Origin of the sequence: Tateyamaria pelophila (assembly GCF_019966495.1) — a bacterium.
GTDB classification, from domain to species: Bacteria; Pseudomonadota; Alphaproteobacteria; order Rhodobacterales; family Rhodobacteraceae; genus Tateyamaria; species Tateyamaria pelophila.
Genome location: NZ_JAIMIA010000023.1, coordinates 32,105 through 49,814 on the forward strand (window position 1 = coordinate 32,105; position 17,710 = coordinate 49,814).

General features: G+C 58.5%; 18 protein-coding genes. 2 read left to right on the plus strand and 16 right to left on the minus strand.

Features of this window, described 5'->3' with window-relative positions:
- The gene (locus tag LC354_RS09760) at positions 1-936 is read left to right on the plus strand and encodes a glycosyltransferase family 2 protein (RefSeq protein WP_223423341.1); all 936 of its coding nucleotides are present in this window, start codon (positions 1-3) and stop codon (positions 934-936) included.
- Positions 937-1,060: 124 nt separating this feature from the next.
- Positions 1,061-2,533 carry a DEAD/DEAH box helicase gene (locus tag LC354_RS09765; RefSeq protein WP_223423343.1) on the plus strand — a complete coding sequence of 491 codons (1,473 nt, stop codon included), beginning with the start codon at positions 1,061-1,063 and terminating at the stop codon, positions 2,531-2,533.
- 53 nt (positions 2,534-2,586) lie between these two features.
- Here LC354_RS09765 and LC354_RS09770 read toward each other — a convergent pair whose 3' ends face one another.
- The 16 genes from LC354_RS09770 to LC354_RS09845 all read right to left on the minus strand — a co-directional run bounded on the left by LC354_RS09770 (position 2,587) and on the right by LC354_RS09845 (position 17,689).
- Positions 2,587-4,257, minus strand: coding sequence for a ribonuclease J (locus LC354_RS09770; RefSeq protein WP_223423344.1), 1,671 nt, complete (start codon positions 4,255-4,257; stop codon positions 2,587-2,589).
- Between the two features lie 4 nt (positions 4,258-4,261).
- The gene (locus LC354_RS09775; protein ID WP_223423346.1) at positions 4,262-5,035 is read right to left on the minus strand and encodes a type III pantothenate kinase; all 774 of its coding nucleotides are present in this window, start codon (positions 5,033-5,035) and stop codon (positions 4,262-4,264) included.
- A 12-nt stretch (positions 5,036-5,047) separates the two neighbouring features.
- Complete coding sequence (locus tag LC354_RS09780; RefSeq protein ID WP_223423347.1) at positions 5,048-5,797, minus strand: biotin--[acetyl-CoA-carboxylase] ligase; 750 nt, start codon at positions 5,795-5,797, stop codon at positions 5,048-5,050.
- 54 nt (positions 5,798-5,851) lie between these two features.
- Positions 5,852-7,288 (minus strand): NADH-quinone oxidoreductase subunit NuoN, encoded by a 1,437-nt coding sequence (gene nuoN, locus LC354_RS09785; protein ID WP_223423349.1) that lies wholly within the window; start codon positions 7,286-7,288, stop codon positions 5,852-5,854.
- A gap of 10 nt (positions 7,289-7,298) precedes the next feature.
- Complete coding sequence (locus tag LC354_RS09790) at positions 7,299-8,840, minus strand: NADH-quinone oxidoreductase subunit M (protein ID WP_223423351.1); 1,542 nt, start codon at positions 8,838-8,840, stop codon at positions 7,299-7,301.
- On the minus strand, positions 8,840-10,954 hold the full coding sequence (nuoL, locus tag LC354_RS09795; protein WP_223423353.1) for an NADH-quinone oxidoreductase subunit L: 2,115 nt from the start codon (positions 10,952-10,954) through the stop codon (positions 8,840-8,842). Before nuoL ends, LC354_RS09790 begins: the two co-directional genes overlap by 1 nt.
- Before the next feature lie 6 nt (positions 10,955-10,960).
- Positions 10,961-11,266, minus strand: a complete 306-nt coding sequence (gene nuoK / locus LC354_RS09800; RefSeq protein WP_008553673.1) for an NADH-quinone oxidoreductase subunit NuoK — start codon at positions 11,264-11,266, stop codon at positions 10,961-10,963.
- A gap of 3 nt (positions 11,267-11,269) precedes the next feature.
- Positions 11,270-11,665, minus strand: a complete 396-nt coding sequence (locus LC354_RS09805; RefSeq protein WP_223423354.1) for a hypothetical protein — start codon at positions 11,663-11,665, stop codon at positions 11,270-11,272.
- A 4-nt stretch (positions 11,666-11,669) separates the two neighbouring features.
- Complete coding sequence (locus tag LC354_RS09810; protein ID WP_223423356.1) at positions 11,670-12,272, minus strand: NADH-quinone oxidoreductase subunit J; 603 nt, start codon at positions 12,270-12,272, stop codon at positions 11,670-11,672.
- The gene (locus tag LC354_RS09815; protein ID WP_223423358.1) at positions 12,269-12,673 is read right to left on the minus strand and encodes a carboxymuconolactone decarboxylase family protein; all 405 of its coding nucleotides are present in this window, start codon (positions 12,671-12,673) and stop codon (positions 12,269-12,271) included. The genes LC354_RS09810 and LC354_RS09815 overlap by 4 nt, the downstream gene beginning before the upstream one ends.
- Positions 12,670-13,164, minus strand: coding sequence for an NADH-quinone oxidoreductase subunit NuoI (gene nuoI, locus LC354_RS09820; protein WP_223423360.1), 495 nt, complete (start codon positions 13,162-13,164; stop codon positions 12,670-12,672). The genes LC354_RS09815 and nuoI overlap by 4 nt, the downstream gene beginning before the upstream one ends.
- Position 13,165: 1 nt before the next feature.
- Positions 13,166-13,360 carry a hypothetical protein gene (locus LC354_RS09825; RefSeq protein ID WP_223423362.1) on the minus strand — a complete coding sequence of 65 codons (195 nt, stop codon included), beginning with the start codon at positions 13,358-13,360 and terminating at the stop codon, positions 13,166-13,168.
- A gap of 1 nt (position 13,361) precedes the next feature.
- Positions 13,362-14,399 (minus strand): NADH-quinone oxidoreductase subunit NuoH, encoded by a 1,038-nt coding sequence (gene nuoH, locus LC354_RS09830; protein WP_223423364.1) that lies wholly within the window; start codon positions 14,397-14,399, stop codon positions 13,362-13,364.
- A 371-nt stretch (positions 14,400-14,770) separates the two neighbouring features.
- Positions 14,771-16,789, minus strand: a complete 2,019-nt coding sequence (nuoG, locus tag LC354_RS09835) for an NADH-quinone oxidoreductase subunit NuoG (RefSeq protein ID WP_223423365.1) — start codon at positions 16,787-16,789, stop codon at positions 14,771-14,773.
- A gap of 3 nt (positions 16,790-16,792) precedes the next feature.
- On the minus strand, positions 16,793-17,158 hold the full coding sequence (locus tag LC354_RS09840; RefSeq protein ID WP_223423367.1) for a DUF5333 domain-containing protein: 366 nt from the start codon (positions 17,156-17,158) through the stop codon (positions 16,793-16,795).
- Between the two features lie 153 nt (positions 17,159-17,311).
- On the minus strand, positions 17,312-17,689 hold the full coding sequence (locus tag LC354_RS09845) for a hypothetical protein (protein ID WP_223423369.1): 378 nt from the start codon (positions 17,687-17,689) through the stop codon (positions 17,312-17,314).
- Positions 17,690-17,710: the final 21 nt, after the last annotated feature.

Here is a 17,710-nt window from a genome sequence, read left to right on the forward strand (position 1 = left end):
TTGACCAAATGGGGCCTCAGCGCCACGATCCTGGCCCCTGCGCCCGACATTCTGCGCTTTGCGGCCTATCATCTGGAGCAGGGCGCGCACCGGCTTTACCTCTATCTTGATGCGGAAAACCCGGACGCATATGCCACCCTCAAGGCCCATTCCAAAATCCGGGTGCAAACCTGCGACGTGGCGCATTGGAAAAAGCTGATCGGCAAACGACCGGACCGGCATCAGGTGCGGCAGACCCTAAATGCCACCCACGCCTACAATCGTCGCGCCGAGGTGGATTGGTTGATCCATATGGATGTCGACGAATTCCTCGTGTCTCAGCCCCCGATCGCAGAGGCCTTGGGTGCGTTGGACCGCACACAGATCGCGGCCCGTGTCCGCCCCGTGGAGTTGCTCGGCGGCAGTGACCGGGCCTTCAAGGCCTTTATTCCAGCAGGCCCGAACCGGCGAGCGTTGGTGAATGAGATTTATCCCACCTTCGGCACATATGTTCGGGGTGGCTTTCTCAGCCATCTGGCAGGAAAGCTGTTTGTGCGCACCGGATTACCCGACATGACCGTGCGTATTCACAATGCGTTTCAGGACGGCAAGATGCTGGTCGATGCGGTCGAACTCACGCAAATGGATCTGGCGCATTGCCACGCCAAATCCTGGGACGCATGGCGCGCGGCGTACACGTACCGCCTGCAAAAGGGGTCCTACCGGTCAGAGATCAAACCCGCGACCACGCCGGAGAATGGCGGCTTGTCCCTGCATGATCTCTTTACCTTGATCGAGGCGGAGTCCGGCCTTGCCGGACTCCGCCAATTCTATGACGAGGTCATCGGCGACAGCCCTGATCTGCGCGCCCGCCTTGAGGCCCACGGCCTTTTGCGGCTGATTAAAATCGACCTTGACGCAGCGGCGCACAGACACTTCCCCGACGCCTTCATTTGACGCCGTGCATCGCCTTTGCTATGGACGCGCAGCATGTTGGAGCAACGCTCCCCCAATAGGGCCATTCGGGCCGACATCACGAGACGTAGCGGGCCCGGTAAGTGTCCGTAACAAACGGACATACATGATAAAATTCTCAGAACTGAATCTAAACCCCAAAGTGCTGAAAGCCGTCGTCGAAGCGGGATACGAAACGCCAACGCCTATTCAGGCCGGTGCGATTCCCCCTGCTCTCGAAGGACGCGACGTCCTGGGCATCGCCCAGACAGGCACCGGTAAGACGGCCAGCTTTACCCTGCCCCTCATCACGATGCTTGCGCGCGGCCGTGCGCGCGCCCGCATGCCGCGCAGCCTCGTGCTCTGCCCGACCCGCGAATTGGCCGCCCAGGTGGCCGAAAACTTCGACACCTATGCCAAGCACGTCAAGCTGAGCAAGGCGCTGCTGATCGGCGGCGTGTCGTTCAAGGAGCAAGATACCCTCATCGACAAGGGTGTCGACGTTCTGATCGCCACACCGGGCCGTCTGCTGGACCATTTCGAACGCGGCAAGCTGATCCTGAATGACGTCAAGGTCATGGTCGTCGACGAAGCGGACCGGATGCTCGATATGGGCTTTATCCCCGATATCGAACGCATCTTTGGCCTGACGCCGTTCACCCGCCAGACGCTGTTCTTTTCGGCCACCATGGCCCCCGAGATCGAGCGGATCACCAACACTTTCCTGTCCAATCCTGCACGGATCGAAGTTGCCCGTCAGGCCAGCGCGTCCGAGACGATTGAACAGGGCGTCGTCATGTTCAAAGGCTCGCGCAAGGATCGCGAAGCCTCGGAAAAGCGCAAGGTCTTGCGCATGTTGATCGACGGTGAGGGCGATAAATGCACCAACGCCATCATTTTCTGCAACCGCAAAACGGATGTGGATATTGTCGCCAAGTCGCTCACCAAATACGGCTATGATGCAGCCCCGATCCACGGCGATCTTGACCAAAGCCAGCGCACGCGCACCCTCGATGGGTTCCGCAACGGTGATCTGCGGTTCCTCGTGGCCTCTGATGTGGCCGCACGCGGATTGGATGTTCCGGCGGTCAGCCATGTGTTCAACTTCGATGTGCCCAGCCACCCCGAAGATTATGTGCACCGGATCGGCCGGACCGGTCGGGCCGGTCGTGACGGCAAGGCGATCATGATCTGCGTGCCGCGCGACGAACGGAACTTTGCAGACGTTGAAAAGCTGCTTCAAAAAGACATTCCGCGCATCGATAACCCCTTGGCGTCCTCGACAACCGCAGCCGCGCCGGAGACGGCAAAAGACGCGGAAAAGCCAAAGCGGTCGCGGTCGTCGCGCAAGCCCAAGGCCGATGTCGTCGCGGTGACAGACGACGCCACCCAAACGAACGAAGCGCCACCCGCCGAAACAGCGCCGGAGCCCAAACCCGAACCCGCCAAAACGTCATCGTCCAACCGCAGCCGGTCGTCGTCTGGCCGCAGTCGGTCGTCATCCAACCGCGATGACCGCGGTGGCAGCAAGGTCGTCGGCCTTGGCGATCACACGCCAAGTTTTATCGGGCTGAGCTTTGAGGAACGGCGCGTAAGTTAAACGCCTGACCCTCGGAATTGAAAAAGGCGGGCCTTGCAGCCCGCCTTTTTCATTTAGTGCATCCGACTGATCACGACGGTCACTTCAGGTTTCTTTCCGATCTCATCCTGACCGGTTTTGCGCACGATCCGGCGCAACGCTTCCTCAAGCGCGCCATCGTCGCGCAGGGTCTTGGCATCTGCGCGTCCCAAAAACTGGCTCAGATCCTCTTCGAAGACCTCGACCAAAGATGCCCGCGACCGACCGGTCTCGGCCAGCCCTTTGGTTTCGCACCACGGCTCCCCCAAAGGTTCGTCTTCTTCGTCCAGGATAAGGGTCACAAGCACATGCCCGTTCAAGGCCATACGGATACGATCCCGTACCACACCGTCGAGCGCACCGATCTGCACCGTTCCATCGAGATAGGTCCGACCCGTCTCGATATACTCGGCCACCTTGGGCGCATTGCCCGAAAGATCGATCATCATGCCGTTGACGGCCAGCACAGCCGCCCGCCCCCTGCCTTCGGACAGTTTCACATGTTCGCGCAAGTGGCGGTGTTCGCCGTGCATCGGCACAACGATCTGCGGGTTCACGATGTCGTGCAGGCGCTCGATATCCGGCCGGTTCGCATGGCCCGATACGTGATACAGACCAGACGAATCGTCCACCACATCCACGCCTTTTTCCGACAGTTGGTTCATGATGCGGATCACACCACGCTCATTGCCCGGAATGGTCTTGGAGGAGAACAGGAACAGATCGCCCTCTTTCAACTCGAGCCCCATATACTTGCCATTCGCCAGCTGCGCCGACGCCGCACGGCGCTCGCCCTGCGATCCGGTCACCAGCAGCATCAGGTTTTCGCGGGGCACGTTGCGCGCATCTTCGGGGCTGATAACCGACGGGAAGTCCTTGAGAACGCCTGTTTCGATCGAGGCCTCGATCATCCGGCGCATCGCCCGACCGAGCAGGACAATCGATCGCCCTGCCCGCTCGCCCGCTTCGGCCAGCGTTTTGACCCGCGCCACGTTCGACGCGAATGTCGTTGCAACCACCACGCCGTCCGTGTGGCCACGGATCAATTTCTCGATCTCGGGACCCACGGTCGCTTCCGAGCGTCCGGGATTGGGGGAAAAGATGTTCGTGCTGTCACAGACCAGCGCCTTGACGCCGTTCTTGCTGACGTCGGCCCACAATTCAGGATCGAACGGCTCACCCACCAGCGGCGTTTCGTCCAGCTTGAAGTCGCCCGAATGGATCACCCGCCCCTCGGGGCTGTCGATGATCAGCGCGGCACTTTCCGGGATCGAGTGGGACATAGGCAAAAAGCCCACGGTAAACGGCCCGACGGTAACGGTTTCAGGCCAGGTGCCCGCAACGGTCACAGTATCCTCGGGATAACCGCGTTCGTCGAGCTTGCGGCGCGCGATATTCGCGGTGAAGGGCCGCGCAAAGATCGGTGCGCCCAGTTGGTCATAGGTATGTGACACAGCACCCACATGGTCTTCGTGCGCGTGGGTGATGAAAATACCGTCGATGCGGTGCTTGCGCTCGGCCAGCCACGCAATATCGGGCAGGATCAGGTCAACGCCCGGACTGCCATCCATATCGGGAAAGGTCACGCCAAGGTCGACCACAATCAGACGCTCGTGTTCCGGTGCGCCATAACCATAGACATAGGCATTCATGCCAATTTCGCCCGCCCCCCCAAGGGGCAGGTAGATCAATCGTTCACTGCTCATGAGTTCAGTTGTTTTCCTTGTTATAGCGATGGATGACCGTCAGGCCATGCATCGTCAAATCATCAATATAGTCATCAAAAAGTCTCTCGGTCTGCTGGAACAATGGGGCCAGCCCGCCCGTAGAGATCACGCGCATGTCGCGGTCGCGTTCCGCCTTAATTCGGGCACATATCTCACGGACAAGGCCCACGTAACCCCAAAAGACACCAGATTGCATGCAAGCCACAGTGTTGGTGCCGATCACGGATTGCGGCTTGGAGATATCGACATGTGGCAAGGCGGCGGCCGCATTGTGCAGCGCCTCAAGGCTCAGGTTCACGCCGGGGGCAATCACCCCTCCGATATAGGCGCCATCGTGATCCACAACGTCAAAGGTCGTGGCGGTGCCGAAATCCACCATGATCAGGTCGCCGCCGAACATGTCAAAGCCCGCTACGGTGTTGACCAACCGGTCCGGTCCCACTTGAGTGCCTTCGTCCACCCGCACGCCGACAGGCAACAGGCAATCGGGCTTGCCCACCACATAAGGGCGCGTCCCGAAATAGCGATCCGCCAACACGCGCAGGTTAAACACGACCCGCGGCACTGTGGACGAGATGATCATGTCCGTGATCTCGACATCGATGTTGCGAAACTTCATCAGCGTCGACAGCCAGACATAATACTGGTCCGCCGTGCGCTGCCATTCGGTCGAGGTGCGCCAGGTGCCGATGAACCGCTCGCCATCCCAGATGGCAAAAACAGTATTCGTATTGCCGCAATCAATCGCCAAAAGCATGGGAGCCCCTTTTCAGAAATAGACGTCTCCGGCCGGAATACTGATCCGGCCCTTGGATGTCTCTAGAACAAGTTGGCCGTCACCGTCCACATCCGCAAAGGTTCCGTGATGCACTTCACGGGTTGTGCGGGCGGTGATCGGCGCACCCAAGCGGGCCGCATGGGCCAGCCAGGCGGTGCGAATGGGCGCAAAGCCGTAGGTAACAAACTGTGTCTCGTAGCGGTCATAGGCCTGTGCCAGTTGGTCCAAAAAGGCCTCGGGTGTCACCTCTACGCCAAGGCTCGCCTTGAGTGAAACCGGCGGAACGGCCCCGTCTTCGACCTTATCCGCCCCCGGCGCGGTCACCAGATTTACACCAACGCCAATCGCCAGCGCGGTCACGCCCTGGCCTGCACTGGCGGATTCCAGCAAGATCCCGGCCACTTTACCTCCACGCAACAGAACGTCATTGGGCCACTTCAGTGCAAATGCATCCTCACGCCCCGACACCGCTACAAAGGCATCGCGCAAAGCAAGGGACGCCACAAAGGATCGCAGAGCCGCGTGGCCCGGCGCCTCGTTCAAGGGTAAAACAAGCGTTGCCGCAAAATTGCCCGGCGGCATCACCCAGGCACGCCCACGGCGTCCGCGGGCTGCCGTTTGAACATGCGCCAAAATCCACGTAGGTCCCGCAAGCTCTGGCGCAATACGTGCCGCCTCGCTCAGCGTGGAATCCACTTCGCTCAAAACGCGGCGTCCATACCCGGTGGGCCAGCCGGTCATCGCTTCTCTGTTCTCAAAAAATCCTCCCCGAAGGGCCGGGTTGCAATACTGCGCCTAGTTCACCAGCGTGGCCGCTGCCATCGCCGCAGCGCCCTCGACGCCAAACATGTTGACGATACCGACAACCATCACAACAGCAGAGCCCATCAGGAAGGCCCAGAGAACGGGCGATTTACCACCATTCAGCCCTTCTTCGGCGGCGTCGCCGAAATACATCAGAAACACGATGCGCAGGTAGTAGTAGGCACCGATGACGGACGCGATCACACCGGCGACGGCAAGCCATGCAAGGCCACCGTCGAACGCCGCGCGCAGCACATAGAACTTGCCGAAAAAGCCCAGCATGGGCGGCACACCCGCCATCGAAAAGAGCAGCACGAGCATCGCGAGCGCCTTGCCCGGTTCACGCTTGGAATACATGTTCAGCGACGAGATTTCGACGACCGGCTGGCCGTCTTTCTCCATCATCAGGATAAAGGCAAAGGTCCCGACATTCATCGTCACATAGATCGCCATATAGACCAGCATCGCCTGCACACCGAGGACCGTACCCGCCGCAAGGCCCATCAAGGCATAGCCCATATGGGCGATCGACGAATAGGCCATCAGTCGCTTGATATTGGTCTGACCGATGGCAGCAAAGGCCCCGAGGAACATCGACAGAACCGACAACAAGGCCATGATCTGCTGCCAGTCCGCGACTGCGCCGCCAAAGGCATCATGCATCACCCGCGCAAACAAGCCCATCGCCGCGAGCTTTGGCGCCGTGGCAAAGAAAGCCGTGACAGGGGTCGGAGAGCCTTCATAGACGTCCGGAGTCCACATGTGGAAGGGAACGGCCGAGATTTTGAAGGCAAAGCCTGACATCAGGAACACAAGGCCAAAGAGCAGCCCCAGCGACATGTCTTCCTGGGCAACTTGTACAATACCCGAAAACACCGTGGTGCCCGTATAGCCGTAGACCATCGACGCGCCATAGAGCAGCATACCGGAGGACAGCGCGCCCAGGACAAAGTACTTCAGACCCGCTTCTGTCGATTTGACGCTGTCGCGGCGCAGGGAGGCCACGACATAGAGTGCCAGAGACTGCAATTCGAGCCCCATATAAAGCGCCATCAGATCGCCCGCCGACACCATCATCATCATGCCGACAGCGCTCAGCGCCACAAGCACGGGGTATTCAAAGCGCAACAGGCCCCGGGCGGACATATAGCCCTCGCCCATGACCAGCACGGACGCCGCCGCCAGCAGAATGGCCACCTTGGCAAAGCGGGAGAACCCGTCGTCGATGAACATGCCATTGAACGCGATGTGCGTGCCCTCGCCCGTAAATCCGATCCACGCCGCCAAGATCACAAACACCGCCGCTGTCACCCAAAGCAACAACGACGCCATCCCATCCTTGGATGTATACACAGCAACCATCAGACCCAGCAGTGCAAAGAGAGACAGCAGGATTTCCGGCAAGATGATGGTCAGATCAGCAGACATGTCAGCGTCCTTAATTCAAAGCCATTTGGGTCGCAGCTTCTGCCGCGGCCAGGGCCGTATCGTATTGTGAGACAAGGGCAGCCACGGAAGGGCCGATGATGTCGAGGATCAGTGCGGGATAGACGCCCAACAGGATCGTCATCACCACCAGCGGCGCAAAAATCGCCCGCTCGCGCGTGGTCATGTCCGTGATGGACTTGAGGCTTTCCTTGATCAGATCGCCCAGAACCACCCGGCGATAGAGCCAGAGCGCATAAGCTGCGGAGAAGATCACGCCCGTCGTAGCCACAGCCGCCACCCAGGTGTTGACCTGGAACACGGCCATCAGCGTCAGGAACTCGCCCACGAACCCGGACGTGCCCGGCAGGCCCACATTGGCCATGGTGAACAGCATGAAGATCAGCGCATAGGCTGGCATCCGTGTGACCAGCCCCCCATAGGCGTCGATATCGCGCGTGTGCATCCTGTCATAAATCACGCCGACGCACAGGAACAATGCCCCCGATATGAAGCCATGCGACAACATCTGAAAGATAGCGCCATCGATGCCCTGCTGGTTCGCCGCAAAGATGCCCATGGTGACGAAGCCCATGTGGGCCACGGAACTATAGGCAATCAGCTTTTTCATGTCTTCCTGAACCAGTGCAACCAGCGAGGTATAGACAATCGCGATGGCCGACATCCACAGAACCAGCGGTGTCAGAACCTCAGACCCAACAGGGAACATCGGGATCGAGAACCGCAAGAAGCCATAGCCCCCCATTTTCAACAGGATCGCCGCCAGAACGACCGACCCTGCCGTCGGAGCCTGCACGTGGGCGTCCGGCAACCAGGTATGCACCGGCCACATCGGCATCTTGACCGCAAAGCTGGCAAAGAAAGCGATAAACAGCAGCGTCTGCATGCCCCCGATGATCTGAATACCCATCAGGCTGAATGTCTCGGATGCAAAGTTGTGTGTCAGCAACTGTTCGATATCCGTGGTGCCCGCATCGGCGAACATGCCGACCATTGCCACCAGCATCAGAACCGAGCCGAGGAAGGTGTAGAGGAAGAATTTGAACGATGCATAAATTCGGTTGGCCCCGCCCCAGATCCCGATAATCAGGAACATCGGGATCAGACCCGCCTCGAAGAAGAGGTAGAACAGCACAAGATCCAGCGCCATGAACACGCCCAACATGAGCGTTTCCAACAGCAGGAAAGCGATCATGTATTCCTTGACGCGGGTGTTCACGTTCCACGAGGCCGCAATCACCAGCGGCATCATGAAGGTGGTGAGCATCACGAACAAAACCGAAATCCCGTCTACGCCCATCTTGTATTGCAGGCCCATCAGCCATTCGGCTTCTTCCACGAACTGAAAGCCGGTATTGCTGGAGTCGAACTCGAACAGGATGAACAGCGACACCAGGAACGTCGCCGAAGTGGCAAACATGGCGACCCACTTGGCGTTGGTCTGGGCTGCCTCGTCTTCGCCGCGCAAGAACACGGCCAGGATCAGAGCGGCCAGCGCCGGGATGAAGGTGACGATGGAAAGAAGGTTGTCCATCAGTTTGCTCCCCCGCTGAGCGTCATCCAAGTGACAAGAATTGCAATTCCGATCACCATGGCGAAGGCGTAAGTAAAGATATAGCCAGACTGCGCTCGGCCTGCGAGGCGCGTGATGAAGGGTACGATGCCCATTGCGACACCGTTCAGTGTTCCGTCAATGACGTCACCATCGCCCTTTTTCCACAACTGTTTGCCGATCCACATCGCTGGTTTGACAAAGACGACGTTGTAGAGCTCGTCGAAGTACCATTTGTTCAACAAGAAAAGGTACAGCGGGCGCTGGTTCTCTGCCAGGCGCGCGGGCAGTGACGGGTTCCAGATATAGAACCACATGGCCATGATGAAGCCAAAGAGCATTGCCACAAAGGGCGAGGCCTTGACCCATTTCGGAACCGCATGTGCGTCATCCAGAACTGTGTTGTCCGGAGCGATATAGAGCGCACCCTCACCCGGTTTGCCGGTGAACACATAGTGATGTTCCCCGCCATGCGCATCTTCTTCGCCATGGCTTTCGGTTGTGGTGGCCGCGTGATCGTCGCCGTGATCCTCGGCTTCGGCCCCGCCATGTGCGGCGCCTGCTTCGGCGTAAGGAATGCCATAGAACTTACCGACCTGATCTGTGTGCCCAAAGAAACTGTTGTACCAGATCATCCCGGCAAAGACCGAGCCAAGCGCCAGAACCCCAAGCGGGATCAACATCACCAGCGGGCTTTCATGGGCATGGTCGTGCGTATGCTTGTCGCCGCGCGCCTCGCCGTAAAAGGTCAGGAACATCAGACGCCAGGAATAGAACGAGGTCATCGCCGCCGCGATCACCAGCATCCAGAACCCGTAACCGGACCCGGCCGCAAAGGCGCTTTCGATGATCGCATCCTTGGACAGAAAGCCGGAAAAACCGATATGCGTCAGCGGAATACCCACGCCGGTGATCGCCAATGTACCGATCATCATGGCGGCAAAGGTGTAAGGTATCTTTTTACGCAGCGCGCCATAGTTGTTCATGTCCTGTTCGTGGTGCATCGCATGAATGACCGAGCCCGCGCCAAGGAACAACATCGCCTTGAAGAACGCGTGGGTGAACAGGTGGAACATCGCCGCCGAATACATGCCGACGCCTGCCGCCACGAACATATAGCCCAGTTGCGACATGGTCGAATAGGCGATCACGCGTTTGATGTCGGTTTGCACCAAACCAATGGTGGCCGCAACAAAGGCCGTGGACGCCCCAAGAACCGTGACGAACATCATTGCCTGTGGCGCGACTTCCATCAAAGGGGACATGCGGCAGACAAGGAACACACCCGCCGTCACCATGGTGGCCGCGTGGATCAGGGCCGAAACGGGCGTCGGGCCTTCCATCGCATCAGGCAACCATGTGTGCAGGAACAATTGCGCCGATTTCCCCATCGCACCGATAAAGAGCAGAACGGCGATCAGGTTGGCCGCGTTCCATTCGCTCCACAGGAAGGTCAGTTGCGTTTCAGCAATCGTTGGTACCGCTTCGAAGATGTCGTCAAAGCGGATGCTGTCGGTGAGGAAAAACAGGCCAAAGATACCGAGGGCAAAGCCGAAATCGCCAACCCGATTGACCACAAAGGCTTTGATCGCCGCGGCATTGGCCGATGGCTTGCGATAATAGAACCCGATCAGCAGGTACGAGGCAACGCCCACGCCTTCCCAGCCAAAAAACATCTGCACCAGGTTATCCGCCGTCACCAGCATCAACATCGCAAAGGTAAAGAACGACAGGTAGGCAAAGAACCGCGGCTTGTAGACTTCGCCCTCTTTCCACTGCGGATCCTTGTCCATGTAGCCAAAGGAATACAGGTGGACGAGGCTGGATACGGTGGTGACGACAATCAGCATGATCGCAGTCAGACGGTCCATGCGGATCGCCCAATCGGTGCTCAGACTGCCGCTTTCGATCCAGCGCATGATCTGGATTTGCTCGGTGACACCGTCAAATGTGAAGAACACGATCCACGACAGGAAAGCCGACAGAAACAACAGGCCGGTGGCAATCCACATCGCGGCGGTTTCGCCAAACAGGCGCCAGCCAAAGCCACAAAGCAGAGCGCCAAGCAGCGGGGCAAAGAGGATAATGGTTTCCATAGTTCTTTAGCCCTTCATCACATTGACGTCTTCGACGGCGATCGTGCCACGGTTGCGGAAGAAACAGACCAGAATGGCCAGACCAATCGCCGCTTCGGCGGCAGCGACCGTCAACACGAACAAGGTAAAGACCTGCCCCACCAGATCCCCGAGGAAACTAGAAAATGCGACCAGATTGATATTCACGGCGAGCAACATCAATTCGATGCTCATCAGCAGGATGATGACGTTCTTGCGGTTCAGAAACAGCCCGAAGATGCCAATGACAAACAGCGTCGCCGCCACTGTCAGGTAATGTTCAAGTCCGATCATAAATCACCATTCAAACCCCAGGATAGGGGCCCCGTGCTGCTTGCATGCATGCGCCGCCAAGGGCGCGACTTCTGAGTATTGGTCAAACGGCTGCATCGAAGACGGCTGCGACTCCAACGGAAAGTCGGTTGGCTCGAATTCTTCATCAAAAAGCTCATTGTACGTCTTTTGAATGCAATTGAAGGAGTAGACCTTGTTGCGACTTCCGTCCTCACCCTCTTGTCGGGCATGAAACTGAACTTCATCCGCTCCAAACAGTTTGCTTGCGACGGCAAAGTGTTTGTTGATCGTATCATTCGGGTTGTTGATCTCGGTCTCGGCCAAGGCGACGCTGACCATCAAAGACAGCCCGACACCGGCCAGTATCGCCCGGGACCCGATCTTGAATTGCAATGTCATAGGCTTACAGTCCCTGCCCCGGTTTGACGTCCTTCAACTCCATCGCGGCTGCAGGATCGCGCATCATCTGGGCAACAACGTCCTGGCGTTTGACATCCGGACGGTGGCGCAGCGTCAGAACGATGGCGCCGATCATCGCAACCAACAGGATCAAGCCAGCCAGTTGAAAGAGTAGAAAGTACTGATCATAAAGGATCATGCCGAGGGCTTCGGTATTGTGCCGGTCCACAGGGATAACCTGCGCGCGCAGCGCTTCGGCGGCCGGGTTGGCCTCCCATGCGCCAAAGGCCAGAACGAACTGCATCAGGACGACCAGCGCGATCAGCAGCGCCAACGGCAAGTATTTCGCCATCTCCGCCTTGAGTTCGGCGAAATCAACGTCGAGCATCATCACCACAAAGAGGAACAGCACCGCGACCGCACCCACATAGACGATCACCAACAACATCGCGACAAATTCAGCCCCCAACAGCACGAAAAGGCCCGCGGCACTGAGGAAGGACAGAATCAACCACAGCACTGAATGCACCGGACTGCGGCTGACGACGGTGAACAGACCGCCCGTGATCAGACTGATCGCAAAAAGGTAAAATGCTGCAACGGTCATGTCTCGTCCTCATCATCATCCATGACTTCGCGGGCCAAATCCATGGCGCGCGTCATGGCAGGCACACCGGCAAACACCGACATCATGCCCAAAGTCTCACTGATCTGTTGATCGGTCGCCCCGGCCTCGCGGGCGTGGCGAACAGTCTGGCGGATCGCTGTGTCAGCCTGAGCGCCTTGCATGGTGAGCCCGGCCAAAGTCAATAACAGGCGGGTCCGCGCATCCAGACCGTCTTCGTTGAAGGTGTTGCCAAACCAGGTTTCCATCAGATCCTTGGGCATGACGGGCCACATGGCCTCCATTCCCTTGGTACTGAAGGCTTCCATTTGGGGAAACGCTTTGGACATTTCCTGCACTTGCGCCATCATGGCCGCAAACGGGTTTGGCGGAGTTTCGGTCATCGGTAAGGTGCATCCAGCTCTAGGTTATGGGCGATCTCGGCTTCCCAACGATCGCCATTGGCGAGCAGTTTTTCCTTGTCGTAGTACAACTCTTCGCGGGTTTCAGTGCTGAACTCGAAGTTCGGTCCCTCGACAATCGCATCCACCGGGCAGGCTTCCTGACAGAAGCCGCAATAGATGCATTTGGTCATGTCGATGTCATAGCGGGTCGTGCGACGGCTGCCATCCTCGCGCGGTTCGGCATCAATCGTGATGGCCTGCGCCGGGCAGATCGCCTCGCAAAGCTTGCACGCGATACAGCGCTCTTCCCCATTGGGATAGCGGCGCAGTGCATGTTCGCCACGAAACCGCGGCGACAGCGGGCCCTTTTCATGCGGGTAATTGATCGTCGCCTTGGGCGAGAAAAAGTATTTCAGGCCCAGCTTCATGCCGACCCAAAAGTCTTGCAGAAGAAAGTACTTGGCAGCGCGTCCATAGTCGATCTGAGTCATCTCAATCCCCCGGGGTGCCGTCGTTAAGGTGCATATAGGCCCATGCCTGGATGGCTTTGATCACATCTGCATTCTTGATATCGATCATGTTGCCGTCGGTGTCTTGCGTGACCATCTCGCACTCCGACACGATAAACGCGGTCAAATCGGCGAGGTCACGGGCGTTCGATTTTTTGATCGCTTGTGCAATGCTCATATCAGCCCCCTACGGCCCATCGTGCGTAAATGCCCCAGAACCAGTCGAACTTGGCTGCAAAGGCCACGAAGACGACCCAGATCAGCGAGAATGGCAGGAAAACCTTCCACCCCAGGCGCATCAACTGGTCATAGCGATAGCGCGGCGTGATCGCTTTCACCATGGCGAAGAGGAAGAAGAAGAACGCCATCTTGCCAACCATCCACAGCACACCATCCGGCAGGCCAGGGATCGGCGACAGCCAGCCACCAAAGAACAAAAGCGACATCAGCGCGCACATCAGGAAGATGGCGATGTATTCGCCCGCCATGAACAACAGGAACGGTGTGGACGAATATTCGACCTGATAGCCCGCGACCAGCTCCGATTCCGCTTCCGGCAAATCGAACGGCGGTCGGTTTGTTTCGGCCAATGCGCTGATAAAGAACAGAAACACCATCGGCAAATGCGGCAACCAGTACCAGCCAAAGAAGCCGTAAGCCGAATCCTGAGCATTCACGATGGCTCCGAAGTTCAGCGAGCCGGTCGACAGGATCACGCCGATGATGATCAGGCCGATCGACACTTCATAAGAGATCATCTGCGCGGCAGAGCGGAGGGAACCGAGGAACGCATATTTCGAGTTCGATGCCCATCCACCCATGATGACGCCGTACACTTCAAGCGAGGACACCGCGAACACATAAAGAATAGCGACGTTGATATCGGACAACACCCAGCCGTCGTTGAACGGGATCACCGCCCAAGCGATCATCGCAAGCACGAAACTGGTGAGCGGGGCGAGCATAAAGACGGTCTTGTCCGCGCCTGCAGGCACTACGACTTCTTTGACAATATATTTCAGCGCGTCCGCCACGGTTTGCAGCAAACCGAAGGTGCCCACGACGTTCGGACCGCGCCGCATCTGCACGGCGGCCCAGATTTTCCGGTCGCCATACACAAGGAACAAGAGAGAAATCATGACAAAGGCCACAACCGCCATAACCTGCGCGAGGACCAGGACGGCGATGCCGCCAGGAGTGGTAAAGAAATCAGCCATTTGTCCTCACACCGTCGGAATTGTCTTCTCCGCTTGGGGTGCACCCACGACGTCTATGTCGATGGTGCGCACTCCGCGCGGTAGCGCTGGCGTGACCGTGTAAACAGCATCCGCCCGCCACACGCCAGACTCTTCTTCAATTTTTGTCCGCAAATGACGCGCAAAATCCCGCACTCGGATCAGGCAGCGGCCTGTGACGCCAGATTGTGCGTCATGCGTCGCGATTTGCGCGATCGGTTCAAAACATGAAAGCATCGGGCCCGCGTGCCAACCCCTCGGTTGACCACACCGGGTCTTCGGTCCGACGAGGTCGGCCACTGGCATCGTTTCGCAGTCCGCACGCGGCGTGCAGGTTATGAGTTCCATCGCAGTCATTCAGCGGCCAAGGCCCCTTGTGCACGGGCTTTGACGCCTGCGCTCAGCTCGGCCATCAACTGGCTGGAGCGGGCGATCGGGTTGGTCAGGTAGAAATCCGTGATGGTCGATGCCAATATGCCGCCTTCCATCTTGCCCTGCTCCAATGCCGCACCCTCGTTTTGGGCAACAACGTCGATATCCCCCAGATGCGGGTGCGCCGCGACGATGGCCGTGCGCAATGCACCGATGTTGTCAAAAGGAAGCGTCGCACCCAACTCGCCCGACAAAGCCCGCAAGATGGCCCAGTTTTCCTTGGCGTCGCCGGGGGCAAAGCTGGCGCGAGCAGCCAGTTGGGGCCGTCCTTCCGTGTTCACGAACAGGCCCGGCTCTTCGGTATAAGCCGCTCCGGGCAGGATGACGTCAGCGCGATGCGCGCCCCGGTCGCCATGACTGCCCTGATAGATCACGAAGGCACCGGCCGCGATGTCCACCTCGTCGGCGCCGAGGTTATAGATGACATCCGCGCCGTCGACTGCGGCCATCCCGTCCGCGTTGGTTGCGCCGACATCCATCGCGCCTACGCGGGCCGCAGCTGTGTGCAGCACCAAAAGACCGGACTTCGTGCTCTCCGCCAGAGCTTGCGCCGCCGCCAAAACCGCCGCACCGTCGCTGCGGGTCAAAGCCCCTTGGCCGATGATGATCAGCGATGGCTTTTCGGCGACACCACTATGATCCCGGCCAAGAAGGTCAGTGATCGTGTCCGTATCAGTACCGATGTGGTTGTATTCAAAAGTCAGATCAACAGCCTCGCCGATCACGCCCACATTCGCGCCCCGCGACCATGCCTTGCGCAGCCGTGCGTTCAGCACTGGCGCTTCAAGCCGTGGGTTGGAGCCGATGATCATGATGGCTTCGGCTGTGTCGATGTCTTCGATGCACGCCGTGCCAACATAGGCGGCGCGATTGCCGCTGGGCAGCTTGGAACCATCCGTGCGGCACTCGACGATACCGCCCTGCCCTTCGATCAGTTGTTTGAGGGCAAAGGCTGCCTCGACAGGTGCGAGATCGCCGATCAGACCGGCGAGGGATTTCGCCCCCTTGATGGCTGCCGCCGCCTTGCCCAACGCTTCGGGCCAGGTCGCGGTGCGCAATTTGCCGTTTTCGCGGATAAAGGGCTTGTCCAAACGCTGGCGGCGCAACCCGTCCCAGACAAAGCGGGTCTTGTCCGAAATCCATTCTTCGTTTGTGCCGTCATGGTTCAGCGGCAGGAAGCGCATGACTTCGCGCCCCTTGGTATCGACCCGGATGCTTGATCCGAGCGCATCCATGACGTCGATACTTTCCGTCTTGGTCAGTTCCCACGGACGGGCGGTAAAAGCGTAAGGCTTCGACACAAGCGCGCCGACGGGGCACAGATCGATGATGTTGCCCTGCAGGTTCGAATCGAGAGTTTCCCCAAGGTAGGATGTAATCTCACTGTCTTCACCACGGCCCGTCTGGCCCATTTGCGTGATGCCCGCCACCTCGGTGGTAAAGCGCACGCAGCGGGTGCATGAAATACAGCGCGTCATGTGCGTCTCGACCAGTGGGCCAAGGTCCAGATCGTCTACGGCACGCTTGGGTTCGCGAAAGCGGCTGAAATCAACACCGTAGGCCATGGCCTGATCCTGCAAATCGCACTCGCCGCCCTGATCGCAGATCGGGCAATCGAGCGGATGGTTGATCAGCAGGAATTCCATGACGCCCTCGCGGGCCTTTTTGACCATGGGCGAATTGGTCTTTATGACGGGCGGCGCCCCTTCGGGACCGGGGCGCAGATCCTTGACCTGCATCGCGCAGGAGGCCGCTGGCTTGGGCGGCCCACCGACAACCTCAACCAGACACATCCGGCAGTTCCCGGCAATCGACAGTCGCTCGTGATAACAGAAGCGGGGAATTTCGATGCCCGCCTCTTCGCACGCCTGGATCAGGGTCAGCGCCCCTTCCACTTCGATTTCCTGCCCGTCGATGATGATCTTGCGTAGGTTGCTCATGCGTCACTTCATCCTCAGTAGGGCGCCAATCTGGCCACCTTTTTCAATCTCAGCCTTGCCCAGAGCGCAATAGGTTTCTGGTTTGTCCTTATCCACGCCACGCGAGAACATGTATGCATCACGCAGGTCGCGCTGGCGCTCTTTGTCCGCGTCGGAATTTATGTACGCGTTGATCTCGGTCTCGGAATATCCCATGTCACGGGCCTTTGACTTCAATCCATAAACCAGACCGTTGGCTCGCAGCAACCGCGCGGAAATGTCATCGCATTTCTTGCGTATCTTATCCGCGATCCGCACTTCTACAAGCAGGCCGTCGATCTCAGGCACATCACGAAGATGCGGATTGGCCGAAGCGGTTCCAGCGGTCATACATAAAATCAAAGTCATAGTCATCGCGCGCATCACATCTCTCCACGGCTTGTGTATCTCGTACACCATATGGGAAAGCACTGGTCTGCTATGCAATATCAACACAGTACACAACCCGCCAGCGCGAAAATAACGTCGCGGCGGCCGACATTATTATTGCGGTGTACACGTACCGCGCAAAATCAGCCTGTCATTGTCGATGATGAGGGTTCCGTCCGCGGCATCCGGCCCCTGGGCCCAATCCATGTCCGAGGAGCCGAAGTTCTTGATGCAATAGCGTGTGGCCTCATACCGCCCCGCCTCGCGCGCGCCCAAAATCGAAGAGGACGCGGGTGCAACAGTAACCTCGAAAAAATCGCGCTGCTTATCGATGGCGCTCGCGCTCGAGCGAAAGTTCACACCGTCAAATGCAATCTTGTCCGCCCTGATGCCCCCACTGCATGCAGACACCAGAAGGGCAGCCATGAGCAACGCACCCATCCACAGCGTCGGGCGCATATCCGTCAGAGCAAGCGATCTGATCTTGGTCATTTCCGTCTTCTCCACCGAAGC